General features: G+C 73.3%; 16 protein-coding genes and 1 tRNA gene. 2 read left to right on the top strand and 15 right to left on the bottom strand.

The annotated features are described in order from the left end of the window. Positions 1-220: 220 nt before the first annotated feature. A tRNA-Asn gene (locus tag ACN26Y_RS14580) sits at positions 221-293 on the bottom strand. A 271-nt stretch (positions 294-564) separates the two neighbouring features. On the opposite strand from ACN26Y_RS14580, the gene ACN26Y_RS14575 reads away from it, so the two are divergent. After that, on the top strand, positions 565-960 hold the full coding sequence (locus ACN26Y_RS14575; RefSeq protein WP_422734821.1) for a hypothetical protein: 396 nt from the start codon (positions 565-567) through the stop codon (positions 958-960). A 137-nt stretch (positions 961-1,097) separates the two neighbouring features. Continuing rightward, positions 1,098-2,282, top strand: a complete 1,185-nt coding sequence (locus ACN26Y_RS14570) for an ROK family protein (RefSeq protein ID WP_422734935.1) — start codon at positions 1,098-1,100, stop codon at positions 2,280-2,282. A 152-nt stretch (positions 2,283-2,434) separates the two neighbouring features. Here ACN26Y_RS14570 and ACN26Y_RS14565 read toward each other — a convergent pair whose 3' ends face one another. The 14 genes from ACN26Y_RS14565 to ACN26Y_RS14500 form a co-directional block, all read right to left on the bottom strand. Next, complete coding sequence (locus ACN26Y_RS14565) at positions 2,435-3,442, bottom strand: sugar phosphate isomerase/epimerase family protein (RefSeq protein WP_366599888.1); 1,008 nt, start codon at positions 3,440-3,442, stop codon at positions 2,435-2,437. 209 nt (positions 3,443-3,651) lie between these two features. Beyond that, the gene (gene melC2, locus ACN26Y_RS14560; RefSeq protein ID WP_155330798.1) at positions 3,652-4,473 is read right to left on the bottom strand and encodes a tyrosinase MelC2; all 822 of its coding nucleotides are present in this window, start codon (positions 4,471-4,473) and stop codon (positions 3,652-3,654) included. A gap of 21 nt (positions 4,474-4,494) precedes the next feature. Next, complete coding sequence (locus tag ACN26Y_RS14555; protein WP_196255854.1) at positions 4,495-4,893, bottom strand: tyrosinase family oxidase copper chaperone; 399 nt, start codon at positions 4,891-4,893, stop codon at positions 4,495-4,497. A 421-nt stretch (positions 4,894-5,314) separates the two neighbouring features. After that, positions 5,315-7,426, bottom strand: coding sequence for a ThuA domain-containing protein (locus tag ACN26Y_RS14550; protein ID WP_422734820.1), 2,112 nt, complete (start codon positions 7,424-7,426; stop codon positions 5,315-5,317). A gap of 75 nt (positions 7,427-7,501) precedes the next feature. After that, positions 7,502-10,360, bottom strand: a complete 2,859-nt coding sequence (locus tag ACN26Y_RS14545; protein WP_155330795.1) for an RICIN domain-containing protein — start codon at positions 10,358-10,360, stop codon at positions 7,502-7,504. Between the two features lie 249 nt (positions 10,361-10,609). Next, complete coding sequence (locus tag ACN26Y_RS14540; RefSeq protein WP_422734819.1) at positions 10,610-11,677, bottom strand: polyprenyl synthetase family protein; 1,068 nt, start codon at positions 11,675-11,677, stop codon at positions 10,610-10,612. Beyond that, positions 11,674-13,119, bottom strand: coding sequence for an alkaline phosphatase family protein (locus tag ACN26Y_RS14535; protein ID WP_422734818.1), 1,446 nt, complete (start codon positions 13,117-13,119; stop codon positions 11,674-11,676). The genes ACN26Y_RS14540 and ACN26Y_RS14535 overlap by 4 nt, the downstream gene beginning before the upstream one ends. Beyond that, entirely contained in the window at positions 13,116-14,375 is a 1,260-nt protein-coding gene (gene eboE / locus ACN26Y_RS14530) for a metabolite traffic protein EboE (protein ID WP_422734817.1), read from the bottom strand. Before eboE ends, ACN26Y_RS14535 begins: the two co-directional genes overlap by 4 nt. After that, complete coding sequence (locus tag ACN26Y_RS14525) at positions 14,375-15,226, bottom strand: TatD family hydrolase (RefSeq protein ID WP_422734816.1); 852 nt, start codon at positions 15,224-15,226, stop codon at positions 14,375-14,377. The genes eboE and ACN26Y_RS14525 overlap by 1 nt, the downstream gene beginning before the upstream one ends. After that, on the bottom strand, positions 15,226-15,855 hold the full coding sequence (locus ACN26Y_RS14520) for an EboA domain-containing protein (protein ID WP_155330790.1): 630 nt from the start codon (positions 15,853-15,855) through the stop codon (positions 15,226-15,228). Before ACN26Y_RS14520 ends, ACN26Y_RS14525 begins: the two co-directional genes overlap by 1 nt. A 56-nt stretch (positions 15,856-15,911) precedes the next feature. After that, entirely contained in the window at positions 15,912-16,946 is a 1,035-nt protein-coding gene (locus ACN26Y_RS14515) for a sugar phosphate isomerase/epimerase family protein (RefSeq protein WP_422734815.1), read from the bottom strand. Continuing rightward, entirely contained in the window at positions 16,943-17,818 is an 876-nt protein-coding gene (locus ACN26Y_RS14510; RefSeq protein ID WP_155330788.1) for an SCO3242 family prenyltransferase, read from the bottom strand. The genes ACN26Y_RS14515 and ACN26Y_RS14510 overlap by 4 nt, the downstream gene beginning before the upstream one ends. Further along, complete coding sequence (locus ACN26Y_RS14505; RefSeq protein ID WP_155330787.1) at positions 17,802-18,962, bottom strand: inositol-3-phosphate synthase; 1,161 nt, start codon at positions 18,960-18,962, stop codon at positions 17,802-17,804. The genes ACN26Y_RS14510 and ACN26Y_RS14505 overlap by 17 nt, the downstream gene beginning before the upstream one ends. 532 nt (positions 18,963-19,494) lie before the next feature. Continuing rightward, positions 19,495-20,676, bottom strand: a complete 1,182-nt coding sequence (locus tag ACN26Y_RS14500) for a Gfo/Idh/MocA family protein (RefSeq protein WP_370463356.1) — start codon at positions 20,674-20,676, stop codon at positions 19,495-19,497. Positions 20,677-20,679 lie beyond the last annotated feature (3 nt).

Here is a 20,679-nt window from a genome sequence, read left to right as displayed (position 1 = left end):
ATCGACGCAAGCGGAAGTCTAAGCCGACCCCACCCATCCTGCCCGTCGAACCGGTCGTGGGTAGCCGAAACCGCCCACGCCTGCTGCGTCGATCTCGCACTTCCGGTGCACCGGGGTTGCGCCGTTCGTCGGGCCGGAACTGCCAGGACCAGCGAGAGCACCCGGGGGCCGGAACGACGAAACGCCGCCGGTCAGTCGGCGGGCGTTGGGTGGAGAGAAGCTCCCCCGTTTGGACTCGAACCAAAAACCTGCCGGTTAACAGCCGGCTGCTCTGCCAATTGAGCTACGGGGGACCGTGCGGTCACGCGGCTTTCGGATCTCTCCGGCTCCGTGCGACGGGACAAGAGTACAGGACTCCCCGGGGTCTTGGTCCAGGGGGTTACCCCGCGCCCACCCGCACGCCGACCCAGGGATATAACGGGACAAATCGTCATCGCGGCACAAGGAGGTATGAGCGGAGAGCAGGATGGGTAGTTAGCTGCCGACGACAGGACGCAGGCGCATCGGTCTGTCCCGACGGGTATGTGGCGGGACGACGGCGCGTCAGGTACGGAAGGAGCCGCCATGCGCGGAAAGATTATGTTTCTTGGCGGGCTGGCTGCGGGATTCGTCCTGGGCGCCCGTGCCGGCCGGGAGAAGTACGAGGAGCTGGTGATCCGGGGCCGCAAGGTGCTCGACCACCCGACCGTCCAGGAGGCGGCCGGCGTCGCCCAGGCCCAGGCGACGCGGCTCTACAGCGAAGGCAAGGACAAGCTCGGCCAGTCGAAGCTGGGCGAGAAGCTGAGCGGCAACGGCCACCGGCAGGAGCTGACCGCCGCCGACGACGCGTTCGCCGGCACCCCGGCCACCGTCGGCGCCAAGTCCGGCTCGTCCGGCGCCGGCTCGACGCCCGGGTCGTCGACTGCCAGCAGCACGTCCCGCAAGCCGTCCGGCTCGGGCAGCAGCGGCAGCACCCTGTAACGCGTACGCCTCAGCGGGCCGGTCGTCCTCGGACGGCCGGCCCGCCGGCCTGTGACCGGAGGCGAACCGCCCGCGGCCCCGGCGCGCTACGGGGTGGTAACAACACCGTGGCAGACTCCCGCCGGGAGGTGGTGGAGATGGTCTCCGTCCGGCCGGAGAACGCGGACCAGGCGCGCCTGGTCACGCTGCTGCGCGACCAGGGCCCCCGGTCCCGGGTGGAGCTGGGTGATGCGCTGGGCCTGGCCCGTGCGCGGCTCGTCGCCGGGATCGAGCGGTTGACCGAGGTCGGGCTGGTGGAGAGCGCCGGGCCCGCCGCCTCCCGCGGCGGCCGGCGCTCGTCGTTGCTGCGCCTCGGGCGCGGGGTACGCTTCGCCGCCGTCGTCGTCGGTACGCGGGAGCTGACCGTCACCGTCACCGACGGCGAGTTGACCCCGCTCGCCGACCTCACCGAGCCGGTCGACGTACGGCAGGGGCCGGAACCCGTGGTCCGCCGTGCTGTCGAGCTGATCGGCAAGCTCCGGGCGGAGCTCGGCCTGGGCCGGCTCACCGGGGTCGGCGTGGCCCTACCCGGGCCGGTCGACCTACGGGAGGGCGTGCCGGTCTCGCCACCACTGCTGCCCGGCTGGCACCGCTTCCCGATCCGCGACACGATCGCCGCCGAACTCCGCTGCCCCACGGTGGTCGACAACGACGCCAGCGTCAGCGCTCTCGGCGAGCGGCACGCCGGCGTGGGACGCGCCTTCGACGACTTCCTCCGGGTCACCCTGGGCTCCGGCGTCGGCTGCGGTCTCGTCCTCGGCGGTCACCTGCACCGGGGAGCCACCGGCAGCGCCGGGGACATCGCCCATCTGACGGTCACCGAGTACGGCCCGACCTGCGTGTGCGGCGAGGTCGGTTGCCTCGAGGCGTACTGCGGCGACAGCGGGCTGGTCGGGGCGGCGCTGGCGGCGGCGCGCGGTGGCCGCTCACCCGCCCTGGCCGCCCGGCTCGCCGAGACCGGTGACCTCACCGTGGCCGACCTGACGGCCGCCGCCGGCGACGGCGACCCGGCCGCGAACGCGGTGGTACGCGAGGCGGGGCGCCGGCTGGGTCAGGTGCTGGTCGGGCTGATCAGCTTCGTCAACCCGGCCATCGTCATCATCGGCGGTGCTCCCGCCGGCCTGGGACACACGCTCCTGGCCGAGATCCGGGCACTCGTCTACCGCCGGTCGGCGCCCCTGGCCACCGGCACGATGCCCATCGTCCTGTCGGACCTCGGCGACCGGGCGGCCGTGATCGGCGCCGCCCGCCTGATCAGCGACCAGACCCTGACCCCCCGCTGACCCCCCACCCACCCACCCCTCACCCGCCCGCGCTTAGTCGATCATGAAGTTAGCGGGGTGACACGCCGACACGGGACCCGCCAACTTCATGATCAACACAAGCGGGGGACCCGGCCGGGGGGTGGGACAAGGCCGGCCGGGTTGGGTCGGCGTCAGTCCTTGCTGGTGAAGGCGGCGTCGAAGGCGGCCGCCGGGGCGTCGAAGGCGAGCCGGCGGACGAACTGCAACGCCTCGGGGGCGCCGACCAGGCGGTCCATGCCGGCGTCCTCCCACTCGATCGAGATCGGACCGTCGTACCCGATCGCGTTCAACGCGCGGAAGCAGTCCTCCCACGGCACGTCGCCGTGCCCGGTGGAGACGAAGTCCCAACCGCGGCGCATGTCCGCCCAGGGCAGGTGGGAGGCGAGGCGACCGCGCCGGCCGTCGCCGGTACGCACCTTCGCGTCCTTGCAGTCGACGTGGTAGATCCGGTCGGCGAAGTCGAAGATGAAGTTCACCGGGTCGAGTTCCTGCCAGACGAAGTGCGACGGGTCCCAGTTGAGCCCGAACGCGGGCCGGTGCCCGATCGCTTCGAGGGTCCGCTTCGTCGTCCAGTAGTCGTACGCGATCTCGCTCGGGTGCACCTCGTGGGCGAAGCGCACGCCGACCTCGTCGAAGACGTCGAGGATGGGGTTCCACCGGTCGGCGAAGTCCTGGTAGCCGCGTTCCAGCATCGCCGGCGGCACCGGCGGGAACATGGCGAGGGTGTGCCAGATCGACGAGCCGGTGAAACCGACGACGGTTTTCACGCCGAGCTTCGCCGCCGCGCGCGCGGTGTCCTTGATCTCCTGTGCGGCCCGCTGGCGTACGCCCTCGGGTTCACCGTCGCCCCAGATCCGCGCCGGCAGGATCCCCTGGTGCCGCTCGTCGATCGGGTGGTCGCACACCGCCTGGCCGACGAGGTGGTTGGAGATCGCGAAGACCTGGAGGTTGTGCTTGGCGAGGGTCTCCTTCTTCCGGTCGACGTACGACTCGTCGGCGAGCGCCTTGTCGACCTCGAAGTGGTCGCCCCAGCAGGCGATCTCCAGGCCGTCGTAGCCCCACTCGGAGGCGAGCCGGCAGACCTCGTCGAACGGCAGATCGGCCCACTGACCGGTGAAGAGCGTGATGGGTCGCGCCATGGTCCTGTTTCCCCTGTCGTGATGGGGATTCCGTTCGTGCGTGACCGGGGCGAGGGAGTGCCGGGTGTGGGCGGCCCCGACGGTGCACCGGTGGGCGCGGTCGCGCCTGGGGCCGACGGGTTGCGCCTCCCGTCGGCTCACCGGCCACCTCGCGGTCGCCGCCCTCACTCTAGGCGCGATGGGCGCGGCGCAAAAGGGGCCCTCCACCCTCAGGCGTACGTGTACCAGGCGTCGTGCGACAGCAGGTCGGCCGGGCTCACCGTGTTCCAGGGCGTCATCACGTCGCGCAGGTCCACCACGTTCGGCGTGCCACCGGTGGGCAGGTAGGCGGCGGAGGGGCGGGCCCGCTGCCAGTCCGACCAGAGCTTGTCGACGTGGCAGTGGTGCAGCCAGAAGACCGGATCGTTCGGGGAGACGCCGGTCGCCATGGTGCCGCCGACCCACACGTGGACCCGGTTGTGCAGGTTGGGACCGCGCCAGCCCTCCACGAAGTTGCGGAAGCCGGACGCGGACGTGCTGTTCCAGGGCGCGACGTCGTACCCGGTCTGGGCGAGGACGGTGGCGACCTGGCTGGCGGTGGGCAGGCTCTGCCCGCCGGCGCCGAACTGCCGGCGCAGGTAGCTGCGGCTGTCCACCCGCACGGTCAGCGTCCAGTTGCCGGCGCCGTACGCGAACGGCCCGGTGGTGACCTGGCCGTCGCCGCTGCGCCCGTTGCCGCCGAGGAAGTCCGGCGACCAGAGCGACGCGGTGGTGGACCGGTCGGTGGTCCAGTCCCAGTACGGCAGGTCCACGCTCGGGTCCACCGCCTGCAGGGCACGCTCGAACTCCAGCAGGAACTGCCGGTGCCAGGGCAGGAACGACGGCGAGCGGTGGCCGACCCGGTTACCGGTGTCCGTGTCGCCGAGGATGAAGTCGTTGTGGGTACGGACGAACTGGTCGTAGACGCCGCTGCGCTTGAGTACGAGCACGGCGTCGACGAACGCGCGCCGCTCGGTCGGGGTCAGGTCACGCTGGTTCTTGCGGATGCCCATGCGGATGCCTCTCGGGGTCGGTCAGCCGTGCAGCGGGATCAGCCGGGCGCCGTCGAGGTCGTCGACCGCGGCGCGGGCCAGGGTTCGCAGGTCCTCGAACGACCGGTAGTGGTGGACCGCGCTGACGTAGCTGCCATCGGCATTCGCCATCACGTGCAGGTCCACGTCGTCGATCCGGACGGCGGGCGCGGGCAGGCCGTGTGCGGTGCCGTGCCGGTGCCCGGCGTGAGCGGGCGCACCGATGCTGATGCGCCGCCCCCGGTAGGCCTCGGTGACCGCGCCCGTGCCGTCCGGCGTGGGACGCGCCGGCGCCGGTCGTTCGGTCGCGTCGGCGACCCGGGTGACGCCCATGATGGATCCCGCGGAGACCGCCGCCGCGGCGGCGACGCGTAGCACCTCGCGCCGGTTGACCTGGGCCATCCTCACCATTCCTCTCAATGCCAGCCGATGATGAACACTCGAAGAAAGCAAACTTTCATCCGAGAAGTGCCGAAGATTCTTCGGCGGCTGCGGAGCGAGAGGAAGCTATCAACGGACAGTGGCGTCCTTCAAGGACGATCGACAGCGGAGTGACGACTCCGGTGACGGGACGTCACCGGGTCCGTCGTTGTCGCGGCAGGCAAGTAGTGGAGGCGGATCGATAGCCGCCGCTCCAGCCGACCGGAGCAGACAGCGCATGTCCATGCACCGATGTAGCGCAGGGTCATCGGGCGTGTTCGACAGGTGACGCAGGACACGCCACGGGCCCCCTGCCGGAGCAGCGGGCCCGTGCGTCGACGCGGGTGTTAGGAGGGGCCCCTTGTACAACACTAGGCGTTAACAAGGGGCCCTTCCTTTCAACTCAGGGCAGGGTCCACTTCTGGTTGGCGCCGGTGTGGCAGGTCCACAGGTGCACCGCCGTGCCGTCGGCCGAGTTGTTGCCGGAGACGTCCAGGCACTTGCCGGACTGCGGGTTGCGCAGGGTGCCGTCGGCCTGGGCGGACCAGTTCTGCGCGCCGGTGCCGTTGCACGTCCAGAGCTGGATCTTGGTGCCGTCGGCCGACCCGCCACCGGAGACGTCCAGGCACTTGCCCAACGCCTTGACCGTCGAGTTCGGCGACACCGTCCACGTCTGCGCCGCCGTGCCGTTGCAGGTGTAGATCTGGATCTGCGTACCGTCGGCGGTGGCCGCGTTCCGGACGTCCAGGCACTTGCCGGCCAGCCCCTTGATCGGGCCTGTGCCGGGGGTGCCGCCACCCCCCTTCACCAGGGTGAAGTCGTCCACGTCGTAGAGCCCCGTGCCCGACCCGGTGAAGGTCAGGTAGAGATTCCGCGTTCCGGACGGTACGCCGGACAGGGTGGTCGTGACGTCGGCGAAGGTGGTCCAACTGCCGGTGTTCGGCACCGCGACCGAACCGAGCACGGTGCCGGTGGTCGAACCGGTGCGCACCTGGAGCGTGCCGCCCGGTCCGCCGGAGACCACCCGGGCCCGGAACGACGTGACGCCGGTCAGGTCCACCCCGTTGTACGCGGCCCAGTCGCCCGGGTCGATGTAGCCGAGGGTCTGGCCACCGTTGGCGCCGGCCTTGGTGAACGGGGTGACCCCGCTGGCCGAACTGTACGCCTCCGCCTGGATCGTGGTGTTCCCGCCCGGCGGGGTGGAGCCCAACTCCTTGATCCGGATGTTGCGGAACGAGGCGTCGTCGCCCGTACCGTGGTTCTGCAGCCCGATGTGGCCGGCGAGCGACCGGGCCGGGTCGGTGTTGGTGAAGTCGTTGATCTTCACGCCGTTCAGGAAGACCTGGAGGCGCTCGCCCTCCACCAGCAGTTCGTAGGTGTTCCACTCCCCCGGCGGGTTCAGTGCGGCGTCCCGGGCGGCGATGTCGGCGGACTTGAAGGTGTAGACGGCACCCGTGGTGCGGTCCGCCGCGTCGGTCGCGTCGATCTGGACCTCGTAGCCGTTGTTCACCGCCGACCACGGATCGCTCGACGGCGGGAAGCCGATGAAGACGCCGGAGTTGTCGTCACCGGCGAGCCGCCAGTCGAGCTTCAGCGCGTAGTTGGTGAACTGCTTCGCGCTGTACCAGTAGAGACCCATGCCGCCCACCGAGGTGAGCGTGGCGTCGGCGTTGCTGAAGCTGCCCGGCCCGGCCTGCGACCAACCGGTGGTCGAACCGTTGTAGAGGGTGGTGTAGCCGGTCTCCGGACGGCAGTCGGCCTTGGTGCGGCCGGCCGCGTACCGGATGCCGCCGAGCAGGTGGGCGCGGAAGGCGGGCTCGGCGTACGAGGCCTGCGTGTGCCCGCCGCCGGTGTAGAAGGCCCGGCCGCCGCTGTAGGTCTTGCACCACGAGTGCGGGTGGTCGGCGCCCATCGAGCCGCCCGAGTACGACGACTCGTCGAGCGTGGCCAGGACGCGAGCCGTGGAGCGGGCGTTGGTCTGGTAGTTGTACCACTCGTCGGTGCGCGTCCAGGTCTGCGGCAGGTGGGCCGTGGCCGCGTGGGCACGGTTCTCGGCCTTGACGTTGGCCTGCTGGATGGCCGGGTGCGACGCGAAGTACGCCCCGACGAGGTTGCCGTAGAAGGACCAGCCGTACTCGGTGTCGGCGGCGGCGTGGACGCCGACGTACCCGCCGCCGGCGCCGATGTACGCCTCGAAGGCGCTCTGCTGGCTGGCGTTGAGCACGTCACCGGTGGTGTTGAGGAAGACCACCGCCTCGTACTGGGCGAGGTTGCCGGTGGTGAAGGCGGCGGCGTCCTCGGTGGCGGTGACGGTGAAGTTGTTCGCCGCCCCCAGATCGCGGATGGCCTGGGTGCCGACGGCGATGGAGTCGTGCCGGAAGCCGGCCGTCTTGGAGAAGACCAGCACGTCGTACGCGGCGTCGGCGGCGCTGACCGGGCCGGCCTGGGAGGTGCAGGCGAGGACGGCGAGGACGGCGGTGGCCACGCCGAGGACGGGTCGGAGGAGTCTGCGCATGTCGCTCTCCCAACGGGTGTTAGGAGGGGCCCCTTGTACAACACTAGGCGTTAACAAGGGGCCCTTCCTTTCAACTCAGGGCAGGGTCCACTTCTGGTTGGCGCCGGTGTGGCAGGTCCACAGGTGCACCGCCGTGCCGTCGGCCGAGTTGTTGCCGGAGACGTCCAGGCACTTGCCGGACTGCGGGTTGCGCAGGGTGCCGTCGGCCTGGGCGGACCAGTTCTGCGCGCCGGTGCCGTTGCACGTCCAGAGCTGGATCTTGGTGCCGTCGGCCGACCCGCCACCGGAGACGTCCAGGCACTTGCCCAACGCCTTGACCGTCGAGTTCGGCGACACCGTCCACGTCTGCGCCGCCGTGCCGTTGCAGGTGTAGATCTGGATCTGCGTACCGTCGGCGGTGGCCGCGTTCCGGACGTCCAGGCACTTGCCGGCCAGGCCGACGATCGGGCCGACCCCGCTACCGCCACCGGTGGTGAAGGTGAACGAGTCGACGTCGTAGAGCGCGCCCGTGCCGGAGCCGGCGAAGGTCAGGTAGAGGGTGGTGGTACCGGCCGGCGGGTTGCTGATCGTCCCGTTGACCGTGGTGAACGTGTCCCAGGCGCCGGTGACCGGGACGGTGGCCGAGCCGAGCACGGTGCCGGAGGCCGAGCCGGCGCGGACCTGGAGGGTGCCGCCGGCGCCGGCCGAGGAGACGCGGGCGCTGAACGACGTCACGTTGTTGATCCGGTACGGCTCGAACGCGATCCAGTCGCCGTTGTTGATGTTGCCGACGGTCTTGCCGCCCTCGGCGGTGGCCTTGTCGAAGGTCGCGATGCCGGACGAGGTCTTGAAGTGCTCCGCCTGCCGCTTGCGCGGCTGGAGGGTGTGCTGGGTGTGGGTGGTGAGGCCGCCCGCGTCGGTGTACTCGGCGTCGAAGATCGCGAAGATGTTCGCCGCGTCGTCGTGTTCACCGTCGACCGGGATGGCGATCGAGCCGGTGCAGCCGGTCTTGGAGGTGATCTGGTGGCCGTGCTGGTCGTGGCCCAGCACGTAGGTCATCTTGACCTTGGTGCAGTCGATCGTCCCGTCCTCGGGATCGGTGACGGTGATGCTGAACGGCACGGTGTCACCGAAGGAGAAGAGCGATCCGTTGGCCGGGGCGTTGATGACCACTGTCGGCGCGGTGTTGCCGACGCCGATCTGCACGCTCGCGGTGCCGGTGGCGCCCTGCGGATCGCGGACGGTCAGCGTGGCGGTGTAGGTGCCGTTCGCGGTGTACGTCTTCGTCGGGTTGGCAGCGGTGGAGGTGGTGCCGTCGCCGAAGGCCCACGAGTAGGTCAGCGCCCCGCCCTCCGGGTCCGACGACCCGGCCGAGGAGAAGTTCACGGTCAACGGGGCCGCCCCGGACGTCTTGTCCGCCGACGCCACCGCCGTCGGGGCCCGGTTGCCGCCGCCGATGTAGTCGTACCGGTAGAGGGCCGAGTTGGCGTCACCGTTGAAGTAGCCGGTGCCGTAGTCCAGGACGTAGAGCGCGCCGTCCGGCCCGAACGCCATGTCCATGACCTGTTTGCCGTTCCACGGGAACGTGTCGATGGTGCCGACCGAGCCGTCGGCGTTCACGTGGATCGGCTTCACCCAGCCCCGGCCGAACTCGCCGGCGAAGAACTGCCCGTCGAAGCTCTGCGGCCACTTGGTGGTGGAGGTCGACGAGGCGTTGTAGCGGTAGACCGGGCCGCCCATCGGCGACTCCGAGCCGCCGCCGAACTCCGGCGGGCTGCCGGCGTCGCCCGCGTACCGGATCCACGACGCCTTGGCGCCGGGCAGGGTGGTCAGGCCGGTGTTGCGGAACGAGTTGTTGGTCGCCCCGCCGGTGCAGTTGTACTTCGCGCCGGCGGTGCCGGTGGCGAAGTTCCATTCGGCGTACGTCTCGTTGGCGGTGTTGGTGCCGGTGCAGTACGGCCAGCCGTAGAAACCCGGGCCGGTGACCCGGTTGAACTCGACCTGACCGCTCGGGCCGCGGGTGGTGGTGGTGCCGGCGTCCGGCCCGTAGTCACCGACGTAGACGATGCCGGTGGCCTTGTCGACGCTCATCCGGAACGGGTTGCGGAAGCCCATCGCGTAGATCTCGGGGCGGGTCTTCGGATCCGAGTCGACGAACATGTTGCCGGCCGGGATGGAGTACGTCCCGTTCGCGTTCACCTTGATCCGCAGGATCTTGCCGCGCAGGTCGTTGGTGTTGGCCGAGGTGCGCTGCGCGTCGTACGCGGGGTTGCGGTTGGTGCGCTCGTCGATCGGGGCGTACCCGGAGGAGTCGAACGGGTTCGTGTCGTCGCCGGTGGACAGGTAGAGGTTGCCGGCCGCGTCGAAGTCGATGTCACCGCCGACGTGGCAGCAGATGCCCCGGTCGGCGGGGACGTCGAGGACGTCGACCTTGCTGCCGGTGTTGATGGTGAAGTCGGCGTTGAGGGTGAACCGGGAGAGCCGGTTGACGCCCTGCCAGGCGGAGAAGTCGCTGCCGGTCGCGGGGGCGTCCCCGGTCGGGGTGGACAGCGGGGGCGCGTAGTACAGGTAGATGTGCCGGTTGCTGGCGAAGTTCGGGTCGACCCCGACCCCCTGCAACCCCTCCTCGTCGTGGGTGTAGACGGCGACGGTGCCGATCACCGACGTGGTGCCGGCCGCGTCGGTGCGGCGGACGGTGCCGTTGCGGGCGGTGTGCAGGACCGAGCGGTCCGGCAGCACCGCGATGGTCATCGGCTCGCCGACCTCGGCGACGCCCTTGGCGAGGGTGACCTGCTGGAAGTCGGTGGCGACGATGGGGTGGGCCTGGGCCGGGGTGGGGCCGCCCAGGGCGGCCGGGCCGGCGCCGAGGGCGACGGTACCGGCGGCGGCGACCAGGAGCAGGGCCGCGCCACCGGCGAACCAGGGACGGTGGTGGGGAGTGTGCCTCGTGGACATCGCTGTGCTGTCCCTTCCTGACGAGTGACTGCCAGGGCGGGGCGCGCGCCGTCGCGCCGGATGCCGTAGCGGGATGCCGTCGGTTCAGTCGATGGGTTCCCGCGCCGCCGGTTCACCTCGACGAAACAATCCGGTGTTGGCGAAGACCCTAAATGGCATAGGTCGATGTGTCCATACCTTCTGACGATCCAGCATGGACTTTCGCTGGATCTGTCGAAAGTTGCCCGGGTCGACGGCGGGCGGAGCGGGTCAGCGGTGGCGGTCGATCGCCTGGCCGGCCAGGGCGGCGAGTGCCGCCCGGCTCTGCGGGGTCACCGGGGCCCGTTCCAGCGCGGCCAGGGCGGCGTCGGCGCGGACCCGGATCATCTGCTCGATCTTCTCGCGGGCGCCGGTGCTCTCGATGATCTTCCGCAGCTCGGCGGCGCCGTCCGCGTCCAGCTCCGGGTTGCCGAACAGCTCCCGCAGCCGCGCCGTCTGCGCCCGATCGGCGGCGTCCCGGACCAGCGCCATCATCACCGTCGGCTTGCCCTCGCGCAGGTCGTCCAGGACGGACTTGCCGGTGACCGCCGGGTCGCCGAAGACGCCGAGCACGTCGTCGCGGAGCTGGAACGCGTCACCGAGCGGGTCACCGAAGTCGGCCAGCGCGGCCACCAGCTCTGGCCCCGCGCCGGCCAGCGTCGCGCCGATCTGCAACGGCCGGGTGACCGTGTAGCGGGCCGCCTTCATCCGGATCACCGTCAGCGCGCTGGCGACCGAGCCGTCACCCACCCCGGACACCAGGTCCAGGTACTCCCCCGCGATCACCTCGGTACGCATCAGCGCGAAGACCGCGTACCCCCGGTGCACCGCGTCGGTGCTCAGGCCGCACTCGTGGAACATCTGGTCCGACCACGCGGCGCAGAGGTCACCGCAGAGCAGGGCGGTGTTGCGCCCGTACGCCTCGGGGTCGCCCCGCCAGGACGAGCGGGCGTGCAGGTCGGCGAAGATCCGGTGCACCGACGGCTCGCCCCGGCGGCGGTCGCTGCCGTCGAGGATGTCGTCGTGGATCAGCGCGAACGCGTGGAACAGCTCCAGCGCGGCGGCGGCGACCACGATCGGCGTACCGTCCGGCCCGCCCGCGCTCCGCCAGCCCCAGTAGCAGAAGAGCGGGCGCAGCCGCTTGCCGCCGGCCAGCACGAACCGGTGCAGCGCCGTGAACACCCCGCGCGGAGCGCCGTCCGGCCAGTCGGGCCCCTGCCGGTCGAGGAACGCGGCCAGCTCGGCGTCGAACCGGGCCCGCAGCCCACTCGCGTCGGTCGGCGCGACGGTGACGGTCACGACGCCTCCCCCGACCGCCCGTCGTCACCCGGCGGGGACGCGGCGACCGGCGGGCCGGCCGGGGCCAGCCCGGCCAGCTCCAGCAGCAGCGCCTTCACCTCGGTCGCGGCCAGCCGCTCCCGCGCCGCCGACGGGTCGGAGCAGAGCAGCAGCGGCCCGTCGGCGGGGTCGGCGGGCAGCCGCCCGTGCGAGCCCCGGACCGCCCGCGCGCCCGCGTCCAGCCCGACCACGCTCATCAGGTACCGCATCCCCAGCTTCTTGCGGGCCAGCGCGACCGCCGCCCGCCGCTTCGCCGCGCCCGGGGCCGCCGGGTCGAAGAACAGCTCCGCCGGGTCGTACCCGGGCTTGCGGTGGATCTCGACCAGCCGGGCGAAGTCCGGCACGCGGGCGTCGTCCAGCCAGTAGTAGTACGTGAACCAGGCGTCCGGCTCGGCGACCAGGACGAGGTCACCGGAGCGTGGGTGGTCCAGCCCGTACGCCGCCTTGCCGTCGGCGTCCAGCACCTCGGCCACCCCGGTCAGCCCCGCGCACAGCTTCGCCACCGCCGGCACGTCGGCGGGGTCGCGCACGTACACGTGGGCGACCTGGTGGTCGGCGACCGCGAAGGCCCGCGAGGTCCACGGGTCGAGGTACTCCATCCCCGCCTGCGTGTACACCCGCAGCAGCCCCTCGCGGCGCAGCAGCCGGTTCACGTCGACCGGCCGGGACACGTCGGTGATGCCGTACTCGGAGAGGACCACCACGGTGGCGTCCCGGGCGCGGGCGGCGTCCAGCAGCGGCGCGAGCACGCCGTCCAGCTCGGCCGCCGCCGCGGCGGCCCGCGGCGAGGACGGCCCGAAGCGTTGCAGGTCGTAGTCCAGGTGCGGGACGTAGACCAGGGTCAGGTCCGGGGACTGGTCGGCGAGGATCCGCTCGGCGGCCCGGCAGATCCACCGCGACGACGGCAGCCCGGCACCCGGCCCCCAGTACGTGAACAGCGGGAAGGTGCCGAGCGCGCCGGTGAGCGCGTCGTGCAGCTCCGGCGGGTCGGTGTAGCAGTCCGGGTCCTTGCGCCCGTCGGCGTGGTACACCGGCCGGGGCGTGACCGTCCAGTCGACGTCCGCGCCCATCGCGTACCACCAGCACACGTTCGCCACCGTCCACCCGGGCTCGACCCGCCGGGCGGCCTGCCACAGCTTCTCCCCGCCGACCAGCGCGTTGTGCTGGCGCCACAGCAGCACCTCGCCGAGGTCCCGGAAGTACCACCCGTTGCCGACGATCCCGTGCCCGGACGGCGGCACCCCGGTGAGGAAGGTCGACTGCACCGAGCAGGTCACCGCCGGCAGCACCGTCCCCAGCTCGGCCTGGAAGCCCTCGTCCGCCACCGCCCGCAGCCGGGGTATGTGCGCCAGCAGCCGCGGGGTCAGCCCCACCACGTCCAGCACGACCAGCCGCCTGCTCATGCCGCCACCTCGCTCCGCTCCGCGCCGGAGACGGTCAGGCCGAGCGCGACCAGCTCGTCGCGGGCGAAGGCCAGCTCGGCGGCGATCCCGGCGGCCAGCTCCGCGTCGGTGCGCGGTCGCCGCGCCGCCGGCAGCACCCCCCAGGTGTACGTCTCGACGTCGAGGTGGTCGCAGCCGGCGTCCGGGCCGGCGAAGAGCGCGGCCAGTGCGGCGCGCAGCACCGGCAGTGTCGAGGCCAGCGGCGGCTCGGGCGGGGCGTGCAGCGGCACGTGGTAGTGCACCCGCCACGGGCCGGGCAGCGCCGCGTCGAGGGCCGCGTCCAGGTCGTCGGCCGCCCAGGCGGGGTCCGCCGGATCGGCCGTCCCGTCGACGCCGGCCGGGACGCCGTCCGCACCGGGGGCGGACCGGGGCGGACCGGTCGCGGCGGCGCAGCCGGCCGCACGGGTCTGGTGCAGGAATCGCGGCTCCACCCAGCGGCGCAGGGCGTCCGCGTCGGCGACCGGGTGGGTGGCCTCCAGCGCGGCGGAGACCTGCACCTTGACGACCGGCAGGCCGGCCGCGCGCAGCCGGCCGAGGGCGGCGGCGGGATCCTCCCAGGCGCAGGCGAGGTGGGCGAGGTCGAGGCAGATCCCCAGCCGCCCGGTGTCCATACCGGACAGTACCGCCGTGGCCTGCCCGGTCGACTCCACCAGACAACCGGGTTCCGGTTCGAAGCCGACCCGCACCGGCCGACCGGTGTCCCGCTCGACGGCCGCGAGTCCCGCCGCCAGCTCGTCGAGCCGGCGGCGGGCGGCGTCGGCGCGGGCCGCGTCCCACGGCTCCCGCCAGGCGAGCGGCAACGTCGACACCGAGCCGCGGGCGGCGTCGTCCGGCAGCAGGTCCGCGAGCACCCGGGCCAGGTTCAGGGTGTACGCGAGCCGCCCGGCCGTGGTCCAGTCCGGGTGGTACACCGCGCCCTTGACGACGGGCGCCTGGAACGCCGCGTACGGAAAGCCGTTGAGGGTGACCACCTCCAGGCCCCGCGCGGCCAGCCCGGTGCGCAACCGGCGGCGGGCGCCGGGGTCGGCGGCCAGCTCGGCGGCGACCGGGGCGGCGAGCCACAGTCCCAGCCCGAGCAGGTCGGCGCCGAGCGTCTCGCGGACCGGCACGGCGTACGTGTCGAGTTGGGCGAGGATGCCGGCGAGGTCCTCGGCGGGGTGCACGTTCGTGCAGTACCCGAGGTGGACGGTGGTCCCGCCGGCGTGCCGGAGCCGCATCAGCTGCCGCCGCGCAGGATCGAGTTGCCGGCGAAGGTGGCGTCCGGCACGTCCCCGTCGCCCAGGTCGAGCCGTCCGGACTGTCCGTAGAATTCGACCGGGTTGCGCCAGAGCACCCGGTCCAGGTCGTCGTCGGTGAACCCGGCCAGCAGCATCGCCTCCCCGGTGGCCCGGGTGAGCAGCGGGTCGGAGCGCCCCCAGTCGGCGGCCGAGTTGACCAGCACCCGCTCGGTCCCGTACGCCTTGAGCAGCTCCACCATGCGCGGCGGTGACATCTTCGTGTCCGGGTAGATGGAGAAGCCGAGCCAGCAGCCGGTGTCCCGGACCAGCTCGACGGTCACCTCGTTGAGGTGGTCGAGCACGACCCGGCCCGGTTCGACGCCCGACTCGGCGACCACGGCGAGGCTGCGTTCCACGCCGCGCGCCTTGTCCCGGTGCGGGGTGTGTACCAGCGCCGGCAGGTCGTGCGCGACGGCCAGGGCGAGCTGGGCGGCGAAGACGTCGTCCTCCTCGGGCGTCATCGAGTCGTACCCGATCTCGCCGACCGCCACCACGCCGTCCTTCTCCAGGTAGCGCGGCAGCACGTCGAGCACCGGCCGGCAGCGCGGGTCGTTGGCCTCCTTGGGGTTGAGCGCCACCGTGGCGTGGTGGCGGACCCCGAACTGCCCGGCCCGGAACGGCTCCCACCCGATGAGCGAGTCGAAGTAGTCGGTGAACGAGCCGACACCGGTGCGCGGCTGGCCCAGCCAGAACGCCGGCTCCACCACCGCGCGGACGCCGGCGGCGGCCATCCGCTCGTAGTCGTCGGTGGTGCGGGACGTCATGTGGATGTGCGGGTCGAAGATGCGCATCACGCCTCCTTGGGGCCGGTGTGGGGGCCTGTGTCGGCACCGGCGCGGAGCCGGTCGAGCAGGTCGGTGGCGTCGGCGGGCATGGTACGGCCGGCGGCGGCCCGCTCGGCGGCGAGCGCGGCGAGCATCGCCGCCAGCTCACCGTCGGCGCGGGCGTAGAGGTCGGCCACGACGGCCAGCGGCACGCCGGTGAACACGCACTTGAGCACCGCCTGCCGCCAGGCCGCCGGGTCGAGGTGCCGGGCGTACCGGCCGAGGGCCGCCGCGACCAGCCGGGTGTCGTTGGTGCGGATCGCGTCGTGCAGCAGCGGCACCCCGGCCCCGCCGACCGGCAGTAGCGGCAGCGCCTTGAGCACGGCGCGTTTCTCGGCGGCGTCCCCGGTCCGGTAGAGCGCCTCGGCGTGCGCCGCGTGGTCGGCGGGCAGGGCGGCCAGCAGCAGTGCGCGGGCCGCCTCGTCGGCGGTCCAGCCGGGCAGGTCGGGCAGCTCGGCCCGGCCGCAGCGCCGGCCGGCGGCCGGGAAGAGCCGGGCGATCGCGGCCGGCTCGGCCGCGACGCGGCGCAGCGCTGCCGCCAGCCAGTCGGGATCGGGTACGCCCCGCAGCGCGTCCCGCAGTCGATCCGGTGTCATCGCCGTCTCCTCCCTCTGCTGCCGCCAGGGTCACCGCGAGCCCCCTTTGCTCTGCTTCACCCCACGCAACGGCCGGTGTCCGGATAGCGGACGCCGGGCGGTGCGTCCGTTGAAGCAGAGCAAAGGGCGCCGGTGTGGTCCTGTCCCGTCGCCGGGGCACCGGCGGGCGCGGCGCCTCCCGCACGATCGACCGTCCCGCCGTTCGGCCCGGCCGCCGCGCGGAGAAACTCCAGCGAGCGGGCGGCGACGGTGGGCGCGGCGTGCGAGTGGCGGGGCAGCTCGACCGCGACCAGCCCCCGGTAGCCGACCTCGCGCAGCGCGGCCAGCACCGGCGGGAAGTCGATCTCGCCCGTGCCGAACTCCAGGTGCTCGTGCACGCCCCGCCGCATGTCGTCGATCTGGACGTTGACCAGGTGGGCGGCGACGTCGCGGACGCAGTCGGGCACCGGCAGCGGCTCCAGGCAGCGGCAGTGTCCGATGTCGAGGGTGAGGCCCAGCCGGTCGGGCGCCCCCAGGGCCGCGTGCAGCCGGCGCCAGCCCGCGATGTCCTCGACCAGCATCCCCGGCTCGGGTTCGAAGCCCAGCGTCACGCCGGCCGCGTCGGCCGCCTCGACCACCGTGGCGCATCCGGCCAGCAGGCGGTCCCAGGCCACGGCGGGCGGCAAGGCCGCCGGCCGGACACCGGCCCAGAAGGAGACCGCCTCGGCGCCGAGGTCCGCGCCGACCGCCACCGCCCGGCGCAGGAACTCGATCCGGCGGGCCGGGTCGTCGTGCAGCAGCGTCGGGGCGTGCTTGTGCCAGGGGTCGAGCAGGTACCGGGCGCCGGTCTCGACCACCACGGCGAGGCCGAGCGCCGCCAGGCGACGGCCGACCGCCTCGACCCGCCGGGCCAGCGCGGGCGCGAACGGGTCCAGGTGGTCGTGGTCCAGCGTCAGCGCCACCCCGGTGTACCCGAGGTCCGCGATGACCGCGAGCGCGTCGTCGAGGCGGTGGTTGGCGAAGCCGTTGGTGCCGTACCCGAACCGCAGCCCGCCGCCCGCCGGCACGGACGCCGTGGGATGACCGGGAGCCGGCGGCCGGGCGGCGGTCATGTCGGGGAGACCTTCCGGGCCAGGCGCCGGCCCAGCGGCGCGGCCGCCGCCACCGCCAGTCCCAGCAGGCCGGCGCCGGCGCGGGCGGTCAACGCGCCCTGCAACGCGGGCAGGCCGGTGATGCCGGCGCCGACCGCCGCGCGGACCCGGCCGGCGGTCGGCTCGGCCACCACCCGGGCCTGGGCGGTGCCGTAGCGGGCGGCGTACCCGCCGGCGAGCAGCACCGGCAGGGCCGCCGCCACGGCGGCCACGCCGCTCCGGCCGGCGGCGGGGCGGTACGCGGCGCTCGCGGCGACCAGGGCGGTGCCGGCGAGGGTGCCCAGTGGGAGCGTGGTGTCGGCACCACTGACCTCGCGGCGGGAGAGCGCGGTGACGGTCCAGGTGTGGGCGGCGACGGTGACCGCCGCGGGGACGGCGGTGCGCATCCGGCCGCCGGTCGCGCCGAGCAGGACGTCCAGCCCCCGGCACGCCGCCATCGCGGCCGGCCCGGCGGCGGTGTTCTTGGCCGCGAGGTCGTACGCCCAGACGGTGGCGGCGAGCGGCACCGCGACGGCGGCGGCGCGCCGGCCCCCGGCGGCGACGGCGAGCCCGACCCCGGCGGCGGTGAGGCCGGTGGCGATCCCGAGCGCGAGACCGGGGTCGACCCGGCCGCTGGGGATCGGCCGCTCGGGGCGCTCGACGGCGTCCAGCCGCCGGTCGGCCCAGTCGTTGGCGGCCATGCCGGCCCAGTACAGCAGCACCGACGCGGCGGCGAGGGCCGGCGTACGCGGACCGAGCGCGCGGGCCGCGGCGGCCCCGGCGACGACGTCCCCGGGCACCGAGAGCGCGGCCGGGGCGCGGACCAGCTCGGCGAGGTCAGCGACGCGGGGCATCGGTGCCTCCCTTGTGCAGCCGGCGGGCGAGGTCGCACAGCCGGGTCCACTGGTCGGCCAGGGCGTGCGTGGTGGTGCCGAGCGGGTCCTTGAAGAAGAAGGCGAGGTCGGTCAGGGGGCCGGTGTGCCCGGCGGCGTGCGCGGCGGCGGTGAGCCGGGCCAGGTCGAGCACCAGGGGCGCGGCGAGCGCCGAGTCGCAGCCGTGCCAGGTGAACTGCAGCCGCCCGCCGGTGCCGAGGAAGCCGGCGAAGGTGACCAGGTCCCAGGCGGTCTTGAAGTCGCCCAGTTCCTCGACGTACTCGATCCGGGTGCCGCCCTGCGGGAGGTAACCGAGCGTCTCACCGAGGAGCCGCTGCTTGCTGCGCACCTTCGCGGCGTTGGCGTCCGGGTCGGCGAGGGTGGCGCCGTCGCCGCCGCCGAGGAGGTTGATCCCGGACCAGGATCGGACCTCGAGGTGCCGCATGGCGAACATCGGGGCGAGCACCGACTTCAGCAGCGTCTCCCCGGTCTTGCCGTCGTGGCCCGCGTACGGCACGCGGTGCTCGTCGGCCAGCGCCGTCAGGGCCGGCAGCCGCAGGCCGGTGGACGGGGTGAAGTCGACGTACGGGCAGCCCGCCGTCACGGCCGCGTACGCGTACAGCGAGCTGGGGGGCAGCACCTCGTCGGGGCCGGTGAGGGCGGCCCGCAGGGCGGCCGGGTCGGCGTGCGCCGGGTGCGGGCGGGGTGCCGGTTCGGTGGCCGAGACGTTGACCACCACCACCCGGGCCAGCCGGTGCCGCTGCCGGAAGTCGGTGAGGTCGCGGACGATCGCGGCGGCGCGCTCGGCCTGCGTCCCGCCGGTGGGCGCGAGGCGCAGCTCCGGCTCGACCGCGGCCAGCTCGTCGGTCAGCGCGGCGACCAGGCGGCCCGGCAGCACGCCGGCGGCGGCGAGGGCCTCGGCGCGCTTCGCGAGCGGGGTGGTGACGACGTCGTGCCCGCCGAGGACCAGGTCGGTGAAGGACGGCAGGGCGGGACCGCGCACCTCGGGAAGCTCGGTGACGCACCCGGTCGGCCCGGTCAGGCCGGCCCGCAGGGCGAGCGCCCCGACGATGCTGGTGGTCGCGACCGAGCCGCGCGCCCCCACCAGCCAGACACCCGTACGCATGGCACTCCTTCCCGGTCGGGGAAACCGGCCTGCATAGACCTACATAGATATCAGAAGATCGTTCCGAAAGATACCCTTTGTGCGGGTGGGCCCCGCCCGCCGTCCACCCCGGGAAGCTCACCGGCCGGCACCGAAGTCGGCGGCGACGACGCCGGACCGGCGCCCGGTGCGGGTGCGGACGGGCGGGGCTGGCAGGCAGGGACGGTCGGCGTCTCGCCCCTGCCTCCCCCGCATCCGCCGGTCGGACGGCGGCGCGCCCGAGCGGACGACTTCATCGGAGGCGGTCGTGCCCGACCGTGGTGGGCGGTCGGGCGGTGGGCCGCCAGGGGGTGGGTGGTGTCGGGGTGGTGGCGACCGGCCCGGTCGCCGTGGGTGGCGGTCCTCCGGTGCGGCCGGGGAATCCCGGTCCGGCCGCACCGGACGACCTGCTCGTGCCGCCGGTCGACCCGGTGACACATCCTCCGGTCCCGACCCGAACCCGGCCGCGGGGCGCAACCGCGGCCGGCCCTCGCCGGTCGGTCCCGGAGGTGACTCAGGCGGCGACCGTCGCCAGTGCCGGCTCCACGTCGGTCCACGAGGAACCGAGCTCGGCCGACCGGCTCACCGCGTCCAGCACCAGTTGGACCTGCAACGCGTCGGCGAACGAGGGCGCCGGGTCGACGCCGGTCGCCACCGCCTCGACGAAGTCCCGCATCTGGTGGGTGAAGGAGTGCTCGTACCCGATGATGTGGCCCGGCGGCCACCAGGCCGACATGTACGGGTGCTCGCCCTCGGTCACCAGGATCCGGCTGAAGCCCTGCTCGGCGGCGGGCCGCGTCGCGTCGTAGAACTCCAGTTCGTTGAGGCGTTCCAGGTCGAAGACCACCGAGCCGAGCGACCCGTTGATCTCCACCCGGAGGGCGTTCTTCCGGCCGGTGGCGAACCGGCTCGCCTCGTACGTCGCCAGCGCGCCGCCGTCCAGCCGCGCGACGAACACGGCGGCGTCGTCGACGGTCACCGGGCCGGTGGCGGGGCGGTGCCCGTCACCGTCCAGCGTGGCCGCCAGGCCGCTCGATCCGGCGGGCAGCGGCCGTTCCTTGACGAACGTCTCGGTGACGGCGCTGACCCCGGTGATGAGCTGGCCGGTGACGTACTGGGTCAGGTCGATGATGTGCGCGCCGATGTCGCCCAGCGCGCCGGAGCCCGCCTTGTCCTTCTGCAGGCGCCAGACCAGCGGGAACTGCGGATCCACGATCCAGTCCTGCAGGTAGGTCGCCCGGACGTGCCGGATCACCCCGAGCCGTCCGTCGGCGACCAGCTGCCGCATCATCGTGACCGCGGGCACCCGGCGGTAGTTGAACCCGCACATCGACCGCACCCCGGCGGCCTGGGCGGTCGCCGCCGCGGCGGCCATCGCCCGGGCCTCGGACACCGTGTTGGCCAACGGCTTCTCGCACAGCACGTGCTTGCCGGCGGCCAGCGCGGCGAGGGCGATCTCGGCGTGACTGTCGCCCGGCGTGCAGACGTCGACCACGTCGATGTCGTCCCGGGCGACCAGGTCGCGCCAGTCCGTGGTGTACGCCTCCCAGCCGAGCCGGTCGGCGGCCTCGGCCACCTTCCCGGTGTCCCGGCCGCAGATCAGCGCCATCCGGGCCCGCGCCGGCAGGTCGTACACCCGGTTCACGGTGCGCCACGCCTGTGAGTGCGCGGCGCCCATGAACGCGTAGCCGACCATGCC

Source organism: Micromonospora sp. WMMD558 (assembly GCF_049315255.1).
In the GTDB taxonomy this organism is placed as follows: Bacteria; Actinomycetota; Actinomycetes; order Mycobacteriales; family Micromonosporaceae; genus Micromonospora.
This window is presented reverse-complemented; position numbering and strand designations above follow the sequence as displayed.

What these genes read in the sequence shown, in the direction of transcription:
- ACN26Y_RS14575 (WP_422734821.1), top strand. Translation starts at nt 565, where the DNA reads ATGCGCGGAAAGATTATGTTTCTTGGCGGGCTGGCTGCGGGATTCGTC.
- ACN26Y_RS14570 (WP_422734935.1), top strand. Translation starts at nt 1,098, where the DNA reads ATGGTCTCCGTCCGGCCGGAGAACGCGGACCAGGCGCGCCTGGTCACG.
- ACN26Y_RS14565 (WP_366599888.1), bottom strand. Translation starts at nt 3,442, where the DNA reads ATGGCGCGACCCATCACGCTCTTCACCGGTCAGTGGGCCGATCTGCCG.
- melC2 (WP_155330798.1), bottom strand. Translation starts at nt 4,473, where the DNA reads ATGGGCATCCGCAAGAACCAGCGTGACCTGACCCCGACCGAGCGGCGC.
- ACN26Y_RS14555 (WP_196255854.1), bottom strand. Translation starts at nt 4,893, where the DNA reads ATGGCCCAGGTCAACCGGCGCGAGGTGCTACGCGTCGCCGCCGCGGCG.
- ACN26Y_RS14550 (WP_422734820.1), bottom strand. Translation starts at nt 7,426, where the DNA reads ATGCGCAGACTCCTCCGACCCGTCCTCGGCGTGGCCACCGCCGTCCTC.
- ACN26Y_RS14545 (WP_155330795.1), bottom strand. Translation starts at nt 10,360, where the DNA reads ATGTCCACGAGGCACACTCCCCACCACCGTCCCTGGTTCGCCGGTGGC.
- ACN26Y_RS14535 (WP_422734818.1), bottom strand. Translation starts at nt 13,119, where the DNA reads ATGAGCAGGCGGCTGGTCGTGCTGGACGTGGTGGGGCTGACCCCGCGG.
- eboE (WP_422734817.1), bottom strand. Translation starts at nt 14,375, where the DNA reads ATGCGGCTCCGGCACGCCGGCGGGACCACCGTCCACCTCGGGTACTGC.
- ACN26Y_RS14525 (WP_422734816.1), bottom strand. Translation starts at nt 15,226, where the DNA reads ATGCGCATCTTCGACCCGCACATCCACATGACGTCCCGCACCACCGAC.
- ACN26Y_RS14520 (WP_155330790.1), bottom strand. Translation starts at nt 15,855, where the DNA reads ATGACACCGGATCGACTGCGGGACGCGCTGCGGGGCGTACCCGATCCC.
- ACN26Y_RS14515 (WP_422734815.1), bottom strand. Translation starts at nt 16,946, where the DNA reads ATGACCGCCGCCCGGCCGCCGGCTCCCGGTCATCCCACGGCGTCCGTG.
- ACN26Y_RS14510 (WP_155330788.1), bottom strand. Translation starts at nt 17,818, where the DNA reads ATGCCCCGCGTCGCTGACCTCGCCGAGCTGGTCCGCGCCCCGGCCGCG.
- ACN26Y_RS14505 (WP_155330787.1), bottom strand. Translation starts at nt 18,962, where the DNA reads ATGCGTACGGGTGTCTGGCTGGTGGGGGCGCGCGGCTCGGTCGCGACC.
- ACN26Y_RS14500 (WP_370463356.1), bottom strand. Translation starts at nt 20,676, where the DNA reads ATGGTCGGCTACGCGTTCATGGGCGCCGCGCACTCACAGGCGTGGCGC.